This window comes from Pseudomonas sp. NFACC10-1, from assembly GCF_900119195.1.
In the GTDB taxonomy this organism is placed as follows: domain Bacteria; phylum Pseudomonadota; class Gammaproteobacteria; order Pseudomonadales; family Pseudomonadaceae; genus Aquipseudomonas; species Aquipseudomonas cerasi.
Map to the genome: position 1 here is coordinate 95,170 of NZ_FPJB01000008.1, position 18,215 is coordinate 113,384.

Genomic DNA, 18,215 nt, shown 5'->3' on the forward strand with positions numbered 1-18,215 from the left:
TGGCTGGCGATGTCGCGAGCATACGCAGGAGGCCGGGGGGCGGCGTTGATGTGGATCAAGTGGCAAGAGTTGCCGGCGTCAGTGCCCCATCAGCCAGTGCTGGTGGGGGCCTGGCAAGGTCCAGACACCGAAGACCATCACCAGCAAACCTCCCGCCATGCGCACACCACGCTTGCGTAACAAGACCGTGGTGCGCTCGGCAGCCAGACCGGTGGCCAGCAGAACCGGCCAGGTGCCCAGCCCGAAGGCCAGCATCAGCAGCGCGCTGTCGAGAGGGTTGCCCTGACTGGCGGCCCACAGCAGGGCGCTGTAGACCAGCCCGCAAGGCAGCCAGCCCCACAGCGCACCGAGCACCACGGCGCGCGGCACACTGGACACCGGCAACAGGCGACTGGCCAAGGGTTGCAAATAGCGCCACAGGCCTCGGCCGAGACGCTCTATATAAGTGAGCCCGCTCCACCAGCCTGCCAGGTACAGCCCCATCATGATCAGCAATACGGCAGCGACGATGCGCAAGCCCGTCGCCAGCGGACTTTGTGCCACCGCCCAGCCGACCAGTCCGGAACACAGGCCAGCTGCGGCGTAACTGAGAATGCGCCCCAGGTTGTAGGCCAGCAGCAAACGAAACCGGCGACTGCGCTGTTCCTTGGGGATGGCCAGCGTCAGGGCGCCCATCAGGCCACCGCACATGCCCAGGCAGTGACCACCGCCCAGCAGCCCGAGAATGAACGCCGAGAACAGCATCGAGGCGAGTTCAAACATCGCGTTTCTCGTCCGGGCCCGACTGCGGAGACTCAGGCGGGACATGCTCCACAGGCGGCGTGTCATCGAACAAGATGCTGTGTGCCGGACCTTCCATGTCGTCGTACTGACCGCTGTCCACTGCCCAGAAGAACACGTAGATCGCCACGCCCACCAGCAGCAGAGCGGCAGGGATCATGATGTAAAGCGCGGGCATGAAACCTCCGGTGCAGATTGGGGGGCAAGGGCACGACGCGGCAGGCGGGTCAGGCGCAAGGCGTTGAGCACTACCGTCAGTGAACTGATCGACATGCCGATCGCCGCCCACACCGGAGTGATCCAGCCCAGGGCCGCGAAGGGCAGCATGAGGCCATTGTACAGACCGGCCCAGAGCAGGTTTTCGATAATAACGCTACGCGTGCGTCGGGCCAGATTCAGCGCGTCGATCAGCACCGGGAGGCGGTTGCACAGCAGCACCGCGTCAGCGCTGGTTTTGGCGAGGTCGGTGGCCGAGCCCATCGCCACACTGATGTCGGCTGCTGCCATGACCGGTACGTCGTTCACCCCGTCACCGATCATCAGCACCTTGCGCCCCTGAGCCTGAAGCCGGCGCAGCACCTCCAGCTTATCGTTCGGGCGCATGCCGCCACGCGCCTCGTCGATGCCCAGCGCCTGCGCGACGCTGTCAACCATCGGTGAGCTGTCGCCTGACAACAGCAGCGTTTTCCAGCCTCGCGACCGGCATGCCTGTAACAGGATGTCGGCATCCTCGCGCAGTCGGTCGTCCAGCACCAGCCATGCGAGCGGGCCCTGCGCATCGCCCAGCAACAGCCATTGGCCGCAACGCCCGGTTGGCAAGGGTGTTTCAGCACCGCTCAACGCGCAGACGAATGCCGCCTCGCCGATGCGCAGCAGATGCCCGTCAACACGACCTTCCAGCCCCAATCCCGGTGTGCTGAGCACCTCTTCGGCAGCCTTTGGCGCTCGACCGAACGCGCGGGCGATGGGGTGCTCGGAGCGATTTTCCAGGGCCGCCGCCAGTTCCAGGCAGCGATTGGCGTCCAGCTCGCGCAATGGGTGAATGCTGCGCAACGTCAGGCGTCCTTCGGTCAGAGTGCCGGTCTTGTCGAAGATGACCGTGTCGATCTGGTTGAGGCCTTCGAGCACATGACCCCGGGTCAGCAGCAGGCCGAGTGTGTGCAGCGTGCCGGTCGCCGTAGTCAAGGCGGTCGGTGTCGCCAACGAGAGTGCGCAGGGGCAGGTGGCGACGAGCATGGCCAGGACGATCCAGAATGCGCGCGATGCGTCCAGCTGCCACCAGATCACCCCGATCAGTGCGGCCGCGATCAGCGAAAACAGCAGAAAGGTCTGTGCCGCCCGGTCGGCAATCTGCGCAAGTCGGGGCTTTTCTGCCTGCGCGCGTTCGAGCAGCCGGACAATGGCCGAAAGACGGGTTTCGTGGCCCAGCGCCGTCACGGCAACGGTCAGTGGGCTTTCGACATTCAGCGTTCCTGCGGTGACCGCATCGCCCACTCTGCGCGTTTGCGGCAGGTATTCGCCGGTCAACAGCGATTCATCGATACTGGAGCGACCCTCGAGGATTTTGCCATCGGCCGGTATCACTGCACCGGGCTGTACCAGCACCCGATCGGTCAAGTGCAGTTCGCTGAGCATGATGCGCTGGCTCTGGCCGTCGTCGCTGAGGCGCAGGCATGAGGCGGGCAGCACGTTGACCAGTTGGGCCGTGGCCGCTGCCGTGCGCTCGCGGGCGCGGCGTTCCAGGTAACGTCCTGCCAGCAGGAACAGTGCAAACATGCCGACTGCATCGAAATACAGCTCGCCAGCGCCGGTGACGGCGGTCCAGATCCCCGCGGCGTAGGCCGCGCCTATTGCCAGCGACACCGAGACATCCATTGTCAGGTGGCGGCTGCGCAGGTCGCGCAAGGCACCGCGAAAGAATGGCGCGCAACTGTAGAAGACGATCGGCGTGGTCAGAAACAGCGCCACCCAGCGCAGAATGGTGTGCATCTGCGGGCTGAGGTCGATATTGAATTCCGGCCAGGTGGCCATGGTGGCCATCATGGCCTGAAACCACAGCAGGCCGGCTACGCCCAGTTGTCGCAACGCCAGACGATTGTCACGCGCCAGGCGTTCGGCTGCGCGGTCGGCCTGCCATGGATGGGCGACATAGCCAATCGCGTGCAGCTCGCTCAGCAATTGGCTGAGCGCAAGCTGGTCGGGGTGCCAGCGCACCAGCAGGCGATGAGTGGACAGATTCAGGCGCGCTTCGGCCACTGCTGGCAGCCGCCCCAAGCGTTGCTCGATCAGCCAGCCGCAGGCCGCGCAACTGATGCCTTCGACAAGCAGGGTGGCTTCTGAAAGGTCGCCGTCGTGGCGCACGAAGGGCGCCTGTACGTCGGTGCGGTCGTAGAGCACCAGTTCCTCGAACAATTGGCTGGGCAGGCTTTCCGGGTTGGCCGAGGTTTCACTGCGGTGGCGGTAATAGTTGTCCAGACCGCTGGCGACGATGGCCTCGGTCACTGCCTGACAACCGGGGCAGCACAGCTGTCGGGTGGCACCGAGCACTACCGCGTTGAAATGGCTGCCCGCTGGAACCGGTAAGCCGCAGTGGTAGCAGTGCAGCGGAGCAGGAGAGCAGGGCTTGGCCACGCTCAGTCTTTCCGGCGTTGCGCGGCTTGCAGGGGCTCGTCACCCAGGGTCACGTCGTCAGTGCCGATCTGTTCCTCCTCGAAGAGGCGCCAGGTCTGCTCGCCTTCGACACCCAGCAGTTCCACAAAACGCCGACCATCGACCTTGTCCTGCAACTGACCGATGTAACGGCCCGGTTCCGACGGGCTGCGGGTCAGGAACACCCGGCGATCACTGGCAGGGCGCGTGGGCGAAATGAGGTTGAGTTCCAGACGCTCCGGGTTGCTGTTGCCGCTCAGGTGCAGCCCGACTTCTCCGGTCAGCTCATCCAGGTGCAGGCGCGCGTGCAGTTTGAGGGTCTGGGCGAGCACTTCGCGATTCAACGAGCGATTGATGCCTTTGCCGGCCTCGTAATAGTTATCGGTGACCAGCGGATCCGGGTGGGTCACGGCGATGAACACCATCGACAGGCTCAAGGTCACCGAACCGGTGAGGATGGCGATGATGATCCATGGCCAGAGGTGCCGGTACCAGGGGCTTGCAGCAGTCGCAGCGGGCATGACGGTGCTCTTAACGAATGGGTGGGCCGAGGAAGCGGCTTTGGGTCTCGACCTGAGTATCGCTGTCGATGTCCTTGAGGGTAAAGGTTACCTCGTTGCTGTGCGACGGCAGTTTTTCCGGCGCACTGGACAGCTCCACCGGCAGGCTGACGATTTCGCCCGCCGGGACACTGATTTCCCGACGGCCCTGCAGCCTCAGGTCGGGCAGGCCGCTGGCCTGCAGCACATAGGTGTGGTCCACCTGATCCTTGTTCATCACTTTCAGGCTGTAGACGTTTTCGATCCGGCCTTCGGCGTTTTCCCGGAACAGCATGCGGTCCTTGCTGACCTCCAGACCCACCAGCGTGCGCATGCAGAAAGCAGCCGTCAGCAGCGCAATCATCAGCAGCAGGACCAGCGCATAACCGACCAGACGTGGGCGCAGAGTGCGGGTGCGTTGCCCGGACAGATTGTGTTCGGTGGTGTAGCGAATCAGGCCGCGAGGGTAGTCCATCTTGTCCATGACCGTATCGCAGGCATCGACGCACGCCGCACAGCTGATGCACTCCACCTGCAGGCCGTCACGAATGTCGATGCCGGTCGGGCAGACCTGCACGCACATCGTGCAGTCGATGCAGTCACCCAGCCCCAGTGCCTGAGGATCAGCCTCCTTCTTGCGCGGGCCTCGGGCTTCGCCACGATTCTGGTCGTAGGAGATGATCAGCGTGTCCTTGTCGAACATCACGCTCTGGAATCGCGCATAGGGGCACATGTAAATGCATACCTGTTCGCGCAGCCAGCCGGCATTCAGGTAAGTGGCCAGGGTAAAGAAACCGACCCAGAAATAGGCCCAGCCATCCGCCTGGCCCGTGAACAGATCCACGCACAGCGCGCGGATGGGTGAGAAATACCCGACGAAGGTCATGCCGGTGGCAAGCCCGATCAGCAGCCACAGGCTGTGCTTGGCGAACTTGCGCAGCAGTTTGCCGGCACTCACCGGGGCATGGTCGAGCCTGATGCGCTGGTTGCGGTCGCCTTCAGTGACTTTCTCGCACCACATGAAGATCCAGGTCCAGACACTCTGCGGGCAGGTATAGCCACACCAGACCCGGCCGGCATAAACGGTGATGAAGAACAGCCCGAACGCTGCAACGATCAGAATGCCGGACAAGAGGATGAAATCCTGTGGCCAGAACGTCGCGCCGAAGATGTAGAACTTGCGTTCCGGCAGGTTCCACCAGACCGCCTGATGCCCGCTTCGATTCAGCCAGACCGTGCCGAAGAAGATAAGCAGCAACAGGGCGCCGCCGAGCATCCGCACATTTCGAAACAGACCCTTGAACGCGCGGGTCTGGATTTTCTCGCGCGAAGCGTAGAGGTCGGTGAATTCGCCGTTTATTTCGGATGCCGGGGTGATGTCGTGTACTGGAATCTGCTTGGTCATCGATGAGTCCAGCGGCGGTGGCCTGGCCCCGGCCTATAAAGGTCTGGCAGGTTCACCCCCGCGTTCAACGTGATGCCCGTGAATAAACGGCCGCTTGTTCATTCAACTGAGTGACCCAGGGATTGAGCAGCGCGACCCCGCACGACTGAAAGTCCATTGTGTTGCGTGTGACCACGGTCATGCCATGCACCAGCGCAGTGGCGGCGATCAGCGCATCGCTTTCGCTGCGCGGGTCGGGAACGTGCAATTGCGCGCAGCGCCTTGCGACCTGAGTGTCGACTGTCAGGATACGTCCGGCGAACGCCTTCATTACATGCTGCTCAAGCCACATTCGCAATGCTGCGCCCTGTGCCGGGTCGCGGCGTTCGATGCGCAGGATACCTGTTTCGAGTTCAAGAATCGTGATGGACGAGATGAACAGGCTGGAGGCCATCTGCGTTCGCGACCAGCGCAGCACATTAGCGTCTGCAGTGCGCTTTCTGAGCTCTGAAACCACGTTGGTGTCGAGCAGGAACATCAGGACAGATCAACCTGTCGGGGCGTGATCACGGCGCGCTGAGGCTCGAACTCGATATCGATGTCAGTGGGCATTATCAGCATGTCGGCGATGCTTGCCGCACTGCCGGTCAGCTTCAGGTAATCCTCGATGCAAAGCAGCACATGGGCCGGGCGGCCGCGGTCGGTAATGAACACCGGACCTTCGTTAGCCGCTTTCTTGGCCCCGCTGGTGTCCTGATTGAATTCACGGCTGGAGAGGGTAGTGGGCATGTGCGCGACTTCCAGAATGAGTAGACAGAGTGTCGTGGTCGTGAACGAGTCTAGTCATGTAGAGATGTAACTACAAAGAATTTGTTCTTTCGGAATGCTACGTTCACAGGCTGACCGGAGCTCTGTCATCTGGATTCAGGTGGCTGCTCCTGGCGGGACAGGCTGTAAACATAGGCAGCCAGAATGTGAACGCGGTCATTGCCTTGCAGTGCTTGCTGAGCAGGCATCTGGCCCTGGCGGCCATCACGAATGGTCTGCTGCAACTGAGCGAAGCTGGAACCGTAGATAAACGCACTGGGGTGGGTCAGGTCCGGCGCGCCGAGAATCGGCATTCCCTTGCCCTCTGGCCCATGACAGGCAACGCACAGGCTGGCGAAGGTCTTTTGTCCGGCCACCGGGTCAGCTTTCGCATCCTCCGGTAGCGGACGGGCGTCCAGCTGCGTCAGCACGTAGGCCGCCACATCGCGAACACCCTGTTCGCCGAGCACGCTGCCCAGAGCCGGCATCACGCCCATACGCCCGGCGAGGATGGAGGTCTTGATCGCCTGCGCATCGCCGCCCCAACGCCAGTCGGCATCGGTCAGATTGGGAAAGCCATAGGCGCCTTTTGCGTCAGAGCCGTGGCAGACCGAGCAGTTGGACGCAAACAGGCGAGCACCGATTTTCAACGCCTGCGGATCTTTGGCCACTTCCTCGACGGGCATGGCGGCGTACTTGGCAAACAGCGGCCCGTAACGGGCTTCGGCGTTTGCCACTTCCCGCTCCCATTCGTGGACACTGGTCCAGCCTTGCTGGCCGTCGGCGAATTGCGTCTTGCTGTCTTGGTCCCGGTATTCATAACCCGGCAGCAAACCCTGCCAGTTGCCCAGTCCCGGGTACAGGAGCAGATAGCCCAGCGCAAAGACGATGGTCGCCAGAAACAGGTAGAACCACCATCTGGGCAATGGGTTGTCGTATTCCTCGATACCGTCGAACGTATGGCCGACGGTTTCATCTGTCGGTTCGTCGGGCTGACCTTTGCGCGTGGACAGCAGCAGCCAGAGCATGGCGATGATGGTGCCCAGGGTCAGGACCGCGACGTACAGGCTCCAGAACGTACTCATGGTTGGTCTTCCCGTTCAGCTCTGGCGCGCTCGACCTTGCCGATGGCCTCGGGATCATCCGCAAAAGGCAGCAGTGTCGCGTCGTCGAAGTCTGCCTTGCGGGCAGGGCTGAACACCCACAGCATCAGGCCGATGAACGCCACCATCACGACCAGTGTGCCAAGGCCTCGAATCATTCCGATGTCCATCATGTTCACCGTTTGCTCTTGATGAGCGTGCCGAGGCCTTGCAGATAGGCCACCAGCGCGTCCATTTCGGTCTTGCCCTGTACCGCAGCCGCCGCACCGGCGATATCCGTGTCGGTGTAAGGGGTGCCGAGGGTACGCAGCACCTGCAGCTTTTTCGCAGTCTGCGTGCTGTCGATGGTCTTCTCGGCCAGAAACGGATAAGCCGGCATGATCGAGGTCGGGACCAGGTCGCGCGGGTTGTTCAGGTGTACACGGTGCCACTCGTCCGAGTAACGACCGCCGATCCGTGCCAGGTCCGGCCCGGTGCGTTTGGAGCCCCACAGGAAAGGATGATCCCAGACGCTTTCGCCTGCCACCGAGTAATGCCCGTAGCGCTCGGTTTCGGCGCGCAGCGGTCGGATCATCTGCGAGTGGCAACCGACGCAGCCGTTGGCGATGAATACATCACGGCCTTCCACCTCAAGCGCGCTGCGTGGCTTCATGCCCTCGATAGGCTGGTTGGTCACGTCCTGAAAAAACAGCGGGACGATCTGCGTCAGTCCGCCGATGCTCACGGCAATCACCATGAAGAAGGCCAGCAGGCCGATGTTTTTTTCCAGCGCATCATGCTTCATCAATGCGCCCCCGCGACTGCGATACGGGTGGCCGCCTCGGCCGCCTGCGGGTCCGAGGCACGTATCGTACGCACGACGTTGTAGGCCATCAGCAACATACCGCTGGTGAAAATCGCGCCGCCGATGGCCCGCACGATATAGCCCAAGTGGCTGGCCTGCATGGTTTCGATGAAGGAATAGGTCAACGTGCCATCGTCGTTCACCGCGCGCCACATCAGGCCCTGGGTGATGCCATTGACCCACATCGAGGTGATGTAAAGCACGGTGCCGACGGTCGCGAGCCAGAAGTGCGTGTTGATCAGGCTGACGCTGTACATATGCGGTCGGGCATAGAGTTTCGGAATCATGTGGTAGATCGACCCGATGGTAATCATCGCGACCCAGCCCAGCGCCCCGGCGTGGACATGGCCGATGGTCCAGTCCGTGTAGTGCGAAAGCGAGTTGACGGTCTTGATTGCCATCATCGGGCCTTCGAAGGTCGACATGCCATAGAACGCCAGCGAGACCACCAGAAAGCGCAGTATCGAATCGGTCCGCAACTTATGCCACGCGCCCGACAGCGTCATCATGCCGTTGATCATCCCGCCCCAGCTGGGCACCAGCAGAATGATCGACATGACCATGCCCAGCGACTGCGCCCAGTCCGGCAGCGCGGTGTAGTGCAGATGGTGCGGACCGGCCCAGATATACAGGGTGATCAATGCCCAGAAATGCACGATGGATAAACGATAGGAGTAGACCGGGCGCTCGGCCTGCTTGGGCACGAAGTAATACATCATGCCGAGAAAACCGGTGGTCAGGAAAAAACCGACGGCATTGTGTCCGTACCACCACTGGATCATGGCGTCGGTCGCGCCAGCGTAGGCCGAATAGGATTTGAACAGGCTGACCGGCAACGAGATATGGTTGACGATGTGCAGCATGCCGGTCACCACGATGAACGCGCCGTAGAACCAGTTGGCGACGTAGATATGCCGGGTGCGGCGTTTGACGATGGTGCCGAAAAACACTGCAGCGTAGGCGGCCCAGACGATGGCCAGCAGAATCGCCACCGGCCATTCGAGCTCGGCATATTCCTTGGTGGTGGTGTAGCCCATCGGCAGGGTCACGATGGCGCCGACGATCACGGCCTGCCAGCCCCAGAAGGTGAAGGCCGCCAGACCATCGGAAATCAGCCGCGTCTGGCAAGTGCGTTGCACCACGTAATAAGAGGTGGCGAACAGCGCGCAGCCGCCGAAGGCAAAGATCACCAGATTGGTGTGCAGCGGGCGCAGGCGTCCGAAGGTGGTCCATTCAAGTTCCAGGTTCAGCCCTGGCCAGACCAGTTGCGAAGCAATGAACACGCCCAGGCTCATGCCGACCACACCCCAGACCACAGCCATGATGGCAAACTGGCGCACCACGGTGTAGTTGTAGGTTGTAGGACTGATTGTTGTGCTCATTGCAGACTTCCACGATTCAGAGGGTTACCGCAGACGTAATCGGGCCAGGGCGATGCAGCGCTGGCAATCGCATCGAAGCACACCGAAGAGGCAGGGGCAGGAACAGACAGGCACATCAATGAGCGTCAAAGGGCTGCGGCAGACGCGTGTCACGAGTTTAGCGTTGAAACAGGGGGTGTGGGAAGTCGCAGGTTCTGTACGAAAAGATGCTGCGCAATGCGTCAGCGAGTATTCCGCACCCCGTTGCAGGGTGCGGAGTTCACGCATCGCCGCTGGACTGGAACACAGCGGTGGCGACCTTCGCGTACAGACGAGTTGATCAGGACCCGCGCAAAGACTGTCACGTATGTTCAGTCGGCAGTAACACCTGTCATTGCCCAGCAAATCGGCCTGAGCAGGCATATGACTCTGGTGACCGACTCAGCGGTGTTGTTGCAATGTGCGAGGCCAGTGCCGTCAATGAAACCGCCCGGCGGTGTCAGGTTTGGGGCGCTCATCGCCTGGGTACTTTACCTAGTGCACCTTGACAGAGTACCCGGGCAGACCTGAATGGCGGCTGTCCGACGGGGCGGGGCGTCTCGATGCGCCGTGCGCTCGCGATTCGTACGGGATTCGCGACCCGGTTCGCCGCTATAGTGATGGGCTACTTTGCGACCCACCTGAATGAGGCAAACATGAGCAACGGCTTTAAGCCCGGTATCGGTCAGGATCAATGGCTGCAGCTGGTCAGTGAAAGAGGCTGGCTGTGGACGCCCGCGCAACTTGCGGGTGCGCTGGACGCGCCGACCCTGTTGCTGGCGCATGGTGCAGGTGCACCGATGGACAGCGACTTCATGAACCGCATGGCGGCTGATCTGGCGGCGCAAGGTATCAGCGTCCTGCGCTTCGAGTTTCCTTACATGGCGCAGCGGCGTCGGGGCGGCAGCAAGCGTCCACCCAATCCACAGGCACAATTGCTGGAATGCTGGAGAGAGGTGTTCGCCTGTGTGCGTGCTCACATCCGCGGGCGTCTGGCGGTCGGCGGCAAATCAATGGGCGGGCGGATGGCCAGCCTGATCGCCGATGAGCTTGAGGTCGATGCGCTGGTGTGTCTAGGGTATCCGTTCTACGCCGTGGGCAAGCCTGAAAAACCACGCGTGGCGCATCTGGCCGACCTTAAGACACCCACGCTGATCGTGCAGGGCGAACGCGACGCGCTAGGCAATCGCGAAGCCGTAGAAGGCTATGCATTGTCGAGTGCCATTCGGCTGCACTGGTTGCCGACTGCCAATCACGACCTCAAACCCCTGAAGGTCGCGGGTATCAGCCATGAGCACTGCCTGGCTGAGTCCGCGAGAGAGATTGCCGGTTTCCTGCGCGCCTGAGTCACCGGCAAGGCAGGCCGATGGTGGTTCGCATTTTACCCACCTTGCCGTCGGCGATGACCTGCCATATCCACTGAGCGGGGGACTGTTCCAGCTCCGATCTCAGCGTCAGCCGACCTGTCAGTGAGGACGTCCTGAAAGGCTGTGAGTTGATGCTCGCGGCAAAGCGGCCTTCATGGGTTGCAGGTTGAACGCAGCGTTGGCGTGAGGGAGTCGGACGGTGCATGGGCTGGCCCTGGGAAACTCCTGAAAACGGTGACAGGGCGTTACGCCTTTAGCGCAACGCCCTGCCGGATGAACAATGGGTTCAGCAATCGGTCATCTGATGCCTACGCCGAGACTGGAATTGTGACTCTTCAGTTTGAAGTTGCCGCCAGTGACCATGTTTTTCACGTAATACCAGTTCCATCCGCCGATGCCGGCGCTTGAAACAGTCGACGACCAATAGTTGCCGTTGCCCATCGGCCAGCGATTGCCGTACAGGTTATAGATCTCCACCAGTTCGTGAATGGTCGGAATCCTCGCGCTGTTGTTGCCCGCGTTTTTGCTGATCTGAGAAAAGCTGCCGCTGCCCAGACCGATGCAATGGATGACGCCGGTGACGGTGATCAGGTAGCTTTTACTCGCGCCCGAAGCATCGGTCGCCGTAATGGTGGCTGTGCCGTTGCCTCGAACCGAGGTCAGGCCATTGCTGTCCACTTTCGCGACCAGCGGGTCGCTCGAAGCGTACTGATAGGGTGCCTGTCCGCCACTGGCCTGACGCAGAAGGGTGGTATCGGACGGGAAGTTCGGCAACAGGTCCGGCGAGCCCGGAAGCAGATACACCTTGCCGGCCAGCGTGACCGGCGAGGTATCCAGCAGCAACTCGGGCTGCGCCGCCAGAATCTGCAAGGCCAGCGTGCCGGATACCTGCACCAGACCGTTGACGCGATTGACCACATAAGAAATCGCCACCGTCTGCCCGGCGTTTGCCGTTACCAGAGCAAACGCAAACAGCATCTCCAGCGTCTTGCCGGCTTCTGCGCTCGACAGGGTCTTTTCCTGGGTGTCACTGCCGTTCGGCCCTTGCCATTGCACGATCACCTGATCGCCGGCTTTCAGGTTGGCGGTGGCGTCGATCACCACGGTTGCACCGGATGAAGCGTTGGCCGGGTCGAGTATGGTGCCGATGGCTTCTTTTATGGTTGGGGTGGGCAGGGGCGTTGCTTGCGCGAGTTGCAGCTTCACGTCCACCGACTCCGAGGCCATGGACAGATTCCCTGCCAGATCTGTAATCGTGTAGTAAACCGGCGCCTCAATGTCGCCGATCAACTCCAGAAACGGCCTGGCGAAGTCGACCATTGTTCGTTTAAGACCCACGTCATCACTGCTCACCACCGCCATCGGACCGGGCAGATCATTCCAGTAGGTGCGGACAACATCGCCCTCCTGCATGCCGTTGTAGCTGGCAATCGTCCCTGAAAGCAGGTTACCCATGGTTTGCAGTTCTTCTGAGGTCAGACCGTTCTGTACCTGCGTGGGAAAAATGATGGGGGCCAGCAGCGGATCGCCAGGCGGGGTAAGGTCTACGATTACAACTGTCTCGGCAGAAAACTCGACGACCATATTGATCGGGTTTTCGACCGCGTAAGCCACCGAGTGACGACCTTCCGTCAACAGCTCGGATGGAATGTGCAGCATGAGGTCGTCACCTGGCATCTGCGAAAGCAGTATCTCTTTCTTGAGACCAATAAGCACTCCATCGAAGTACAGCTGATAGGTATAGCCGGGGCGCGCGCCTTGCCAGACGTTCAACAGCACTTCGAGGGGCATGTTCAAACTGTCGACGGGTAATAGTCCACCGTTCAAGGCGGCTGCGATGACTGGCGAAGTCAGCACGTTTTCTTTTTTTTCAGTCGCAAGGTTATACATGGGCGTTCCTTCTACGTGTAAAAGTTGCGGGCCTTGTGAGCCCGCAACGGTTTAGCGACTCAGACAGGTAAAGTCGGTAGGTTTAAGCATATGCACGATGACGCGAGTGACCGTGGAGGTTGCCGGACTTTGATTGCTGCCTTCGACAGGGTCGACGGTATAACTCGCCTCCGCAAACCCTGTGCAAATAAGCAGTGTGTTGATCTGAGGGACCTTGAATACATGCCCTTGCACAACATCCACTTCATCGAGCTTACGAGTCGTCACATAAGTAGCGGCTTCGATGGGATTGTTGAAGTCGTCAAAACCCTTGAACGTGAAGGTGATCTTCTGGCCCTCGGCAATATTTACATAAGGTGAGACTTTTACATCGGCACCGTCTGGATTTTCATTGGGCCCCAGCACTCCGTTGGACGTGAGATTGAACGTGGGCCCGGTCAATCCGTTTTCGCCACCGGGTTGCTCTTCTCGAGACCGTACTGTTACAGGCTGAGTCGGACTCGTCATACTGTTTGGGTTTCCTGTACGCGTGACTGTGAAGTACACCGGAATGGCCTCGCCAGTGCCTTGCAACTTCATCAGCTCGTTATCAATCGGAATAATCAAGTCTCTTGCCGCTGCAACGTCGCTAGACCGTATTTGATACCACTGCGTTTTTAACTGATTGCCCCAGTACAGGTTCAAATCATCATTGATTTCGAATCCCGTATTCCAGAGCACTACGCCTCTGCCGTTCAACTCGTAATCGTCTTCGTCGATGAAGTTGTCCTGGGTGTTCGGGTTTTGTACGCTCGTCCCTTGTATCGTCAAATTGTTCAAGGGGGTGGGGAAGGGAAGTGTTGTAAAAACGTTTATGTGGGTGTCCAGCGATGTGCCGGTCAGTTCGCCGTTGCGAAACACTTCATAATGAACCGCGGTGTCGCCTTGCGGACCTTGGGCAATGGCCTCAAATGGCAGTTTCAACGTGAGTATGACGGCTTCATTTTCGTCGCCAGGTGCAACGAAGACAGGGGTCAAGGGATTATTGGTGCCCCAGAATAGCTGGATGCTATCAAGCGCTGCCGCGCCTGGATAATGGGGGATGTCGACCAATACGCCGGCCTGAGCTTCCAGATAATCAATCAGATCGCCTACCGCTTGATCAATGACAGGTGCCGGATAATCAGAAGGCAAGTCGTTCAGCCTTAATTTCACCGCTACAGTGTTCGAGAGGATTGAAGGGTTACCTGCACGGTCGATGACCTGGTAACACACCTGCTTTTCTTCCTCCCCCAACGTTTGCAGAAACGCTCGTGTAAAAGTGACCGAGACCTTGTCCAGACCCATGTCGGTTTCGTTGACGACGGCAGTGGGGCCTACGATATCTCCCCACCTGGTCAGAATGCGGTCATGCTTGGCCATACCGGTGTAGCCGGGAATCTGCACATCAAGTTGGCCACCCAGTTGATCGAGCTCGGCGGCAGTCAGACCGTTCTGAATCTCGGCTGGGAACTGTATGGCAGCAAGCTCCGGAGCGCCTGGCGCTGTCCGGTCGATCTGAATCCGGAAAATTTCCGATCTCTGTTCTACCTGATTGATCGGATTGACAACGACGTACGCGACATCGTGGAAACCTTCCAGCAACAGCTCGGCCGGGATCTCCAAGTGCAGGGGGTCTCCTGGTGCATGTGAGGGCAGAATCAGTTTTTGGGGGCCAGTCGCGATACTGTTGAACAGCAGTTGATATGTGTAACCAGGAAGTGCCGCTGGCCATACAACGAGATCGACCGTCAACGGTTGTGATGCCTCAGCGACCGGTATGAGCCCTGGCGTATCCTGATCATGAAATGCGACTGCAATATCGGGTGCAGCCAATACAAGATTCAAGTTTCTATGCCTGTTTCCGGAAATTGAAACAGGTGTTGGGAGATAGTTGTTTGAGCAATTTTTCATGTGTAGAGGCCTTATCATTAAAATTTTGTAGGGGATTTCCTACTTTTTTTCGAACGTGTTTCTGAATGAGATTTTTTGGGTTGGTACTTGGCGAAAGAGTCAATCATGTTCTCAGTCAAAATTGGACGTAATAGGGTTTTGGTGGGCTGGTCAAGTGGTTGTGTGGAGATTATTTAATTAGTTTGAGAGTTTTTTGCTTGGCGCCCATTTGGATGCTCGCTGTAAGAAACTTCTTATATTATTTTGGGAAGGCTCCTACGTTTTGGGTATTGAACAGGGCCAGGGTTTATGAATTAAGTAAGCTATCTTTCCACTCTCAAAAAAACGAGGAGATGGACGGTGTCTAGTAGAAAAAGTAACGTCGTTAAGTCGCGGGGTGGCGCGTTTCAACTTGCCGTGATTGCTTTTGGCGCTCTCGCTAATGTACAGGCGTCGGCAGCGGCATCGGGCGATAATAATGGTCTGCCTTTAGACACTGCAGCAGTCACCGGATTGTGGCCGGATGAAGAGTTGCCAGATGAAACCGTTAGACGGGCTGAAATCATTACCGTAGGTCCTGATACTCCTTTCGATTCTTATCACATTGGTGATCAAAGTGTTCTTAATATTGTCGGTGGGCGAGCAGACCAGGTGGTCGTGAGAGACGCTACGGTCAATATTCAGTCCGGCGTGGTTGAGAGCGGTATCAGCCTTTCCGATGCGTTGGGTAATCTCTCCAACGCTACCGTGAAAAACGCGACAGGTAGCGGCATCGTTCTTCATGGAGTGATGGGCTCTATCAACCCTGGCTCCACGGTATCGGCTCATTCAAGCGATGTATCGGGATCGGGCGACGGTATTTCAGTCGGGTTGTGGGGGGCGCTGAGTATTTTCAATACCGATGTGCGCGGGTTTGCGTCGCAAAGCAAAAGTGGCCAGGGGATTTCTGTTTCTGGCGCCAATGTGCTGATCGCCGACAACAGTCATGTGACAGGCGACATGAATGGAATCCATCTGGTAGATGGATCCCAAGCCGGAATACTGGTCGGAAACAAGTCCGTTGCTGTGATTGACCGATCGATAGTCCAGGGTTTGGCCGGGGCCGCCATCAAAGTAAACCAGCGCGTTGCACTCGACATCGAGGCCGACATTGCTGTGCAAAACCATTCCGAGCTATGGGCCGGAAATGGCAACCTGCTGGAGGTGGAAGATCACAGCACTGTCAACTTCAACGTCGATAACAGCACCCTAAACGGCGACCTTATCGCCGATGACACCAGCACCCTGAACATCACGCTGCAAAACGACGCACAATTGAACGGCAACATCGTCAATGGCAACCGTCTGGCGATTACCTCGGGCAGTCACTGGCAGATGCAGGGCGACAATGCCGTCAGGTCGCTTTCCCTGCATGGCGGCAGCGTGGCGTTTGCTGGCGAAGGCTTTCATACACTTTCGCTGAATGAGTTGTCAGGGGGCGGCACGTTTGGCTTGCGCGTGGATCTGGACAACGGTGTCGGAGATCTCATCGACGTCAACGGCCAGGCCAGTGGACAGTTCGGCTTGCAGGTGCGCAACACGGGGGTGGAGGTTGTGTCTGCTGACATGGCACCGCTCAAGGTGGTGCATACCGAAGGTGGCGACGCGCAATTCAGCCTGCTGGGCGGGCGGGTCGACCTCGGCGCCTATTCGTATTTGCTGGAACAGCAGGGCAATGACTGGTTCATCGTCGGTAAAGACAAGGTCATAAGCCCCTCGACCCAGAGCGCGCTTGCCCTTTACAGCGCGGCACCTGCCATCTGGATGAGTGAGCTCTCTACCCTGCGTTCGCGCATGGGTGAGGTTCGTGCTAGCGGCAGGGCGGGCGGCTGGATGCGCGCCTATGGCAACAGGCTGAATGCCACGACCAGTGACGGTGTCGACTATCGGCAGAAGCAAAGTGGCCTGTCGCTGGGGGCCGATGCGCCCGTCGAGGTCAGCAACGGCCAACTGGTGGTCGGTGTGCTGGGAGGGTACAGCACGTCCGGTATCGATTTGAGCCGTGGTACTACGGGTAAAGTCGACAGCTACTATGCAGGCGCCTATGCCACCTGGCTGTCGGACGATGGCTACTACGTTGACGGCGTGCTCAAACTCAACCGCTTTCGCAACAAGGCAGATGTTGCCATGAGCGATGCAAGCAAGGCCAAGGGTGACTATACCAACAACGGGGTAGGGGGGTGGGTAGAGTTCGGCCGCCACATCAAACTGGCGGACGATTACTTTCTCGAACCGTTCGCTCAGTTGTCCAGTGTCGTCGTTCAGGGACAGGAACTGCGCCTGGACAACGGCATGAAAGCGAAGAACGATCAGACCCAATCGGTATTGGGCAAGGTGGGCACCTCGCTGGGCCGCAGTGTCGCGCTCAAGGATGGCGGAGTATTGCAGCCTTATGTGCGCGTCGCCGTTGCACAGGAGTTTTCGCGCCGCAACGAGGTGAAAGCCAACGATGTGAAATTCGATAACAGCCTGTTCGGTTCGCGCGGCGAACTGGGCGCCGGGGTATCGGTGTCGCTGTCCGAGCGTCTGAAACTGCACGCAGACTTCGATTACATGAAAGGTCGGCATATCGAGCAACCCTGGGGAGCGAATGTGGGGTTACGCCTGGCATTCTGATCCTTAAGGCCAGTGCCTGAGTAACACCAGAGCCCCCGGTGAATGATCACCGGGGGCTTTTCGGTTAATGATCGGTAAACCTGCGTTTGCGTTGTTTCTGTCGGGAGGTGACAGGCACCGCGTAGTTGACGTTCACCCGTAACACTGGCGATGTGCCGATCAGGCGATGGTCACGATAAAGCTCGTAATACAGGTCAACCAGACCGTACTGAATATAGGGTGTGAAAGTGTAGGAAATACACAGCACACGTACCACGCTGTTTTCGCCTACCCGATGGAAAAGCGTTGTCGATGACAGGTTTTTACCCCAATAGAAATGGATTTCGTCACCCCAGCACATTTTGACTGACCCGGGGATATGGATGGTAATGCCCGCATGTGCCTGTTCGTGACTGATGGAATCAGGATCGATGTTAGGCAGCACAGGTGCTTTCAGCGTGTTGGAAATATCGGATGGAAGATGGAGAGGGCTCGCGTGTCGGTAGCGGCTCTCGTGGGGTGGGGCTTCTTGAACAGTGCTCGCGCTGTCGGGAGTGTTTTTTTCTTTTTGGGTGCGCGCCGCTACATCCGTGGATTGTTGTTTATCCATCGTAAACTCTTTTATTGACATTAAGTTGAGTTGTTATGTGCGTGCCGGCAGTTGTCGGCAACGGAATTATTACAAGGCACATAAGTGTTCAGGTCAAGTGTCTGCCGATATCAAAGACACGCCAAGCTTGTGTGAGGTTATGCAGTTACATTTGGTATCATGTGCACAGTGAGTTATCACTCGTTAGTGTTGGAGATGCTGTAAATAAAGGGTGTGGCTTGGTGTGGGTGTTCTTTCAGGGCTTTTTGTGTGTGAAATACCTGTAGGACATTAACTACAGATAAGTCTTACAGAAGG

General features: G+C 58.8%; 16 protein-coding genes. 2 read left to right on the forward strand and 14 right to left on the reverse strand.

The features are described from left to right. Positions 1–78 precede the first annotated feature (78 nt). The 11 genes from BT119_RS21445 to ccoN all read right to left on the reverse strand — a co-directional run bounded on the left by BT119_RS21445 (position 79) and on the right by ccoN (position 9,488). Complete coding sequence (locus BT119_RS21445; protein WP_072366892.1) at positions 79–762, reverse strand: sulfite exporter TauE/SafE family protein; 684 nt, start codon at positions 760–762, stop codon at positions 79–81. Then, on the reverse strand, positions 755–958 hold the full coding sequence (gene ccoS / locus BT119_RS21450; protein ID WP_003370219.1) for a cbb3-type cytochrome oxidase assembly protein CcoS: 204 nt from the start codon (positions 956–958) through the stop codon (positions 755–757). The genes BT119_RS21445 and ccoS overlap by 8 nt, the downstream gene beginning before the upstream one ends. Further along, the gene (locus BT119_RS21455; RefSeq protein ID WP_072366893.1) at positions 937–3,411 is read right to left on the reverse strand and encodes a heavy metal translocating P-type ATPase; all 2,475 of its coding nucleotides are present in this window, start codon (positions 3,409–3,411) and stop codon (positions 937–939) included. Before BT119_RS21455 ends, ccoS begins: the two co-directional genes overlap by 22 nt. Positions 3,412–3,413: 2 nt before the next feature. Continuing rightward, positions 3,414–3,950 carry a FixH family protein gene (locus tag BT119_RS21460; protein WP_003370222.1) on the reverse strand — a complete coding sequence of 179 codons (537 nt, stop codon included), beginning with the start codon at positions 3,948–3,950 and terminating at the stop codon, positions 3,414–3,416. 10 nt (positions 3,951–3,960) lie between these two features. Then, the gene (ccoG, locus tag BT119_RS21465) at positions 3,961–5,373 is read right to left on the reverse strand and encodes a cytochrome c oxidase accessory protein CcoG (RefSeq protein ID WP_065349462.1); all 1,413 of its coding nucleotides are present in this window, start codon (positions 5,371–5,373) and stop codon (positions 3,961–3,963) included. A gap of 64 nt (positions 5,374–5,437) precedes the next feature. Next, complete coding sequence (locus BT119_RS21470) at positions 5,438–5,890, reverse strand: type II toxin-antitoxin system VapC family toxin (RefSeq protein ID WP_058397977.1); 453 nt, start codon at positions 5,888–5,890, stop codon at positions 5,438–5,440. Continuing rightward, on the reverse strand, positions 5,890–6,141 hold the full coding sequence (locus BT119_RS21475; protein ID WP_003370228.1) for a type II toxin-antitoxin system prevent-host-death family antitoxin: 252 nt from the start codon (positions 6,139–6,141) through the stop codon (positions 5,890–5,892). The genes BT119_RS21470 and BT119_RS21475 overlap by 1 nt, the downstream gene beginning before the upstream one ends. 125 nt (positions 6,142–6,266) lie before the next feature. Beyond that, positions 6,267–7,244 carry a cytochrome-c oxidase, cbb3-type subunit III gene (gene ccoP / locus BT119_RS21480; RefSeq protein ID WP_060708028.1) on the reverse strand — a complete coding sequence of 326 codons (978 nt, stop codon included), beginning with the start codon at positions 7,242–7,244 and terminating at the stop codon, positions 6,267–6,269. After that, entirely contained in the window at positions 7,241–7,432 is a 192-nt protein-coding gene (locus tag BT119_RS21485; protein ID WP_044309082.1) for a CcoQ/FixQ family Cbb3-type cytochrome c oxidase assembly chaperone, read from the reverse strand. Before BT119_RS21485 ends, ccoP begins: the two co-directional genes overlap by 4 nt. A 5-nt stretch (positions 7,433–7,437) precedes the next feature. Beyond that, positions 7,438–8,046, reverse strand: a complete 609-nt coding sequence (ccoO, locus tag BT119_RS21490; protein WP_003370233.1) for a cytochrome-c oxidase, cbb3-type subunit II — start codon at positions 8,044–8,046, stop codon at positions 7,438–7,440. Further along, positions 8,046–9,488 carry a cytochrome-c oxidase, cbb3-type subunit I gene (gene ccoN, locus BT119_RS21495; protein WP_003370235.1) on the reverse strand — a complete coding sequence of 481 codons (1,443 nt, stop codon included), beginning with the start codon at positions 9,486–9,488 and terminating at the stop codon, positions 8,046–8,048. The genes ccoO and ccoN overlap by 1 nt, the downstream gene beginning before the upstream one ends. A 674-nt stretch (positions 9,489–10,162) precedes the next feature. On the opposite strand from ccoN, the gene BT119_RS21500 reads away from it, so the two are divergent. Next, positions 10,163–10,852: an alpha/beta family hydrolase gene (locus tag BT119_RS21500; protein ID WP_003436159.1), complete on the forward strand. Its 690-nt coding sequence runs from the start codon at positions 10,163–10,165 to the stop codon at positions 10,850–10,852. 318 nt (positions 10,853–11,170) lie between these two features. Here BT119_RS21500 and BT119_RS21510 read toward each other — a convergent pair whose 3' ends face one another. Then, positions 11,171–12,763 carry an Ig-like domain-containing protein gene (locus BT119_RS21510; protein WP_080479790.1) on the reverse strand — a complete coding sequence of 531 codons (1,593 nt, stop codon included), beginning with the start codon at positions 12,761–12,763 and terminating at the stop codon, positions 11,171–11,173. Between the two features lie 51 nt (positions 12,764–12,814). Next, positions 12,815–14,695 carry a hypothetical protein gene (locus BT119_RS21515; protein WP_175550603.1) on the reverse strand — a complete coding sequence of 627 codons (1,881 nt, stop codon included), beginning with the start codon at positions 14,693–14,695 and terminating at the stop codon, positions 12,815–12,817. Positions 14,696–15,463: 768 nt separating this feature from the next. On the opposite strand from BT119_RS21515, the gene BT119_RS21520 reads away from it, so the two are divergent. After that, positions 15,464–17,329 carry an autotransporter outer membrane beta-barrel domain-containing protein gene (locus BT119_RS21520; protein ID WP_175550605.1) on the forward strand — a complete coding sequence of 622 codons (1,866 nt, stop codon included), beginning with the start codon at positions 15,464–15,466 and terminating at the stop codon, positions 17,327–17,329. 64 nt (positions 17,330–17,393) lie between these two features. Here the strand turns inward: BT119_RS21520 and BT119_RS21525 are convergent, their stop codons facing one another. After that, a complete protein-coding gene (locus tag BT119_RS21525; protein ID WP_161437909.1) occupies positions 17,394–17,918 on the reverse strand; it encodes a hypothetical protein in 525 nt (174 codons plus the stop codon). Between the last annotated feature and the right edge of the window lie 297 nt (positions 17,919–18,215).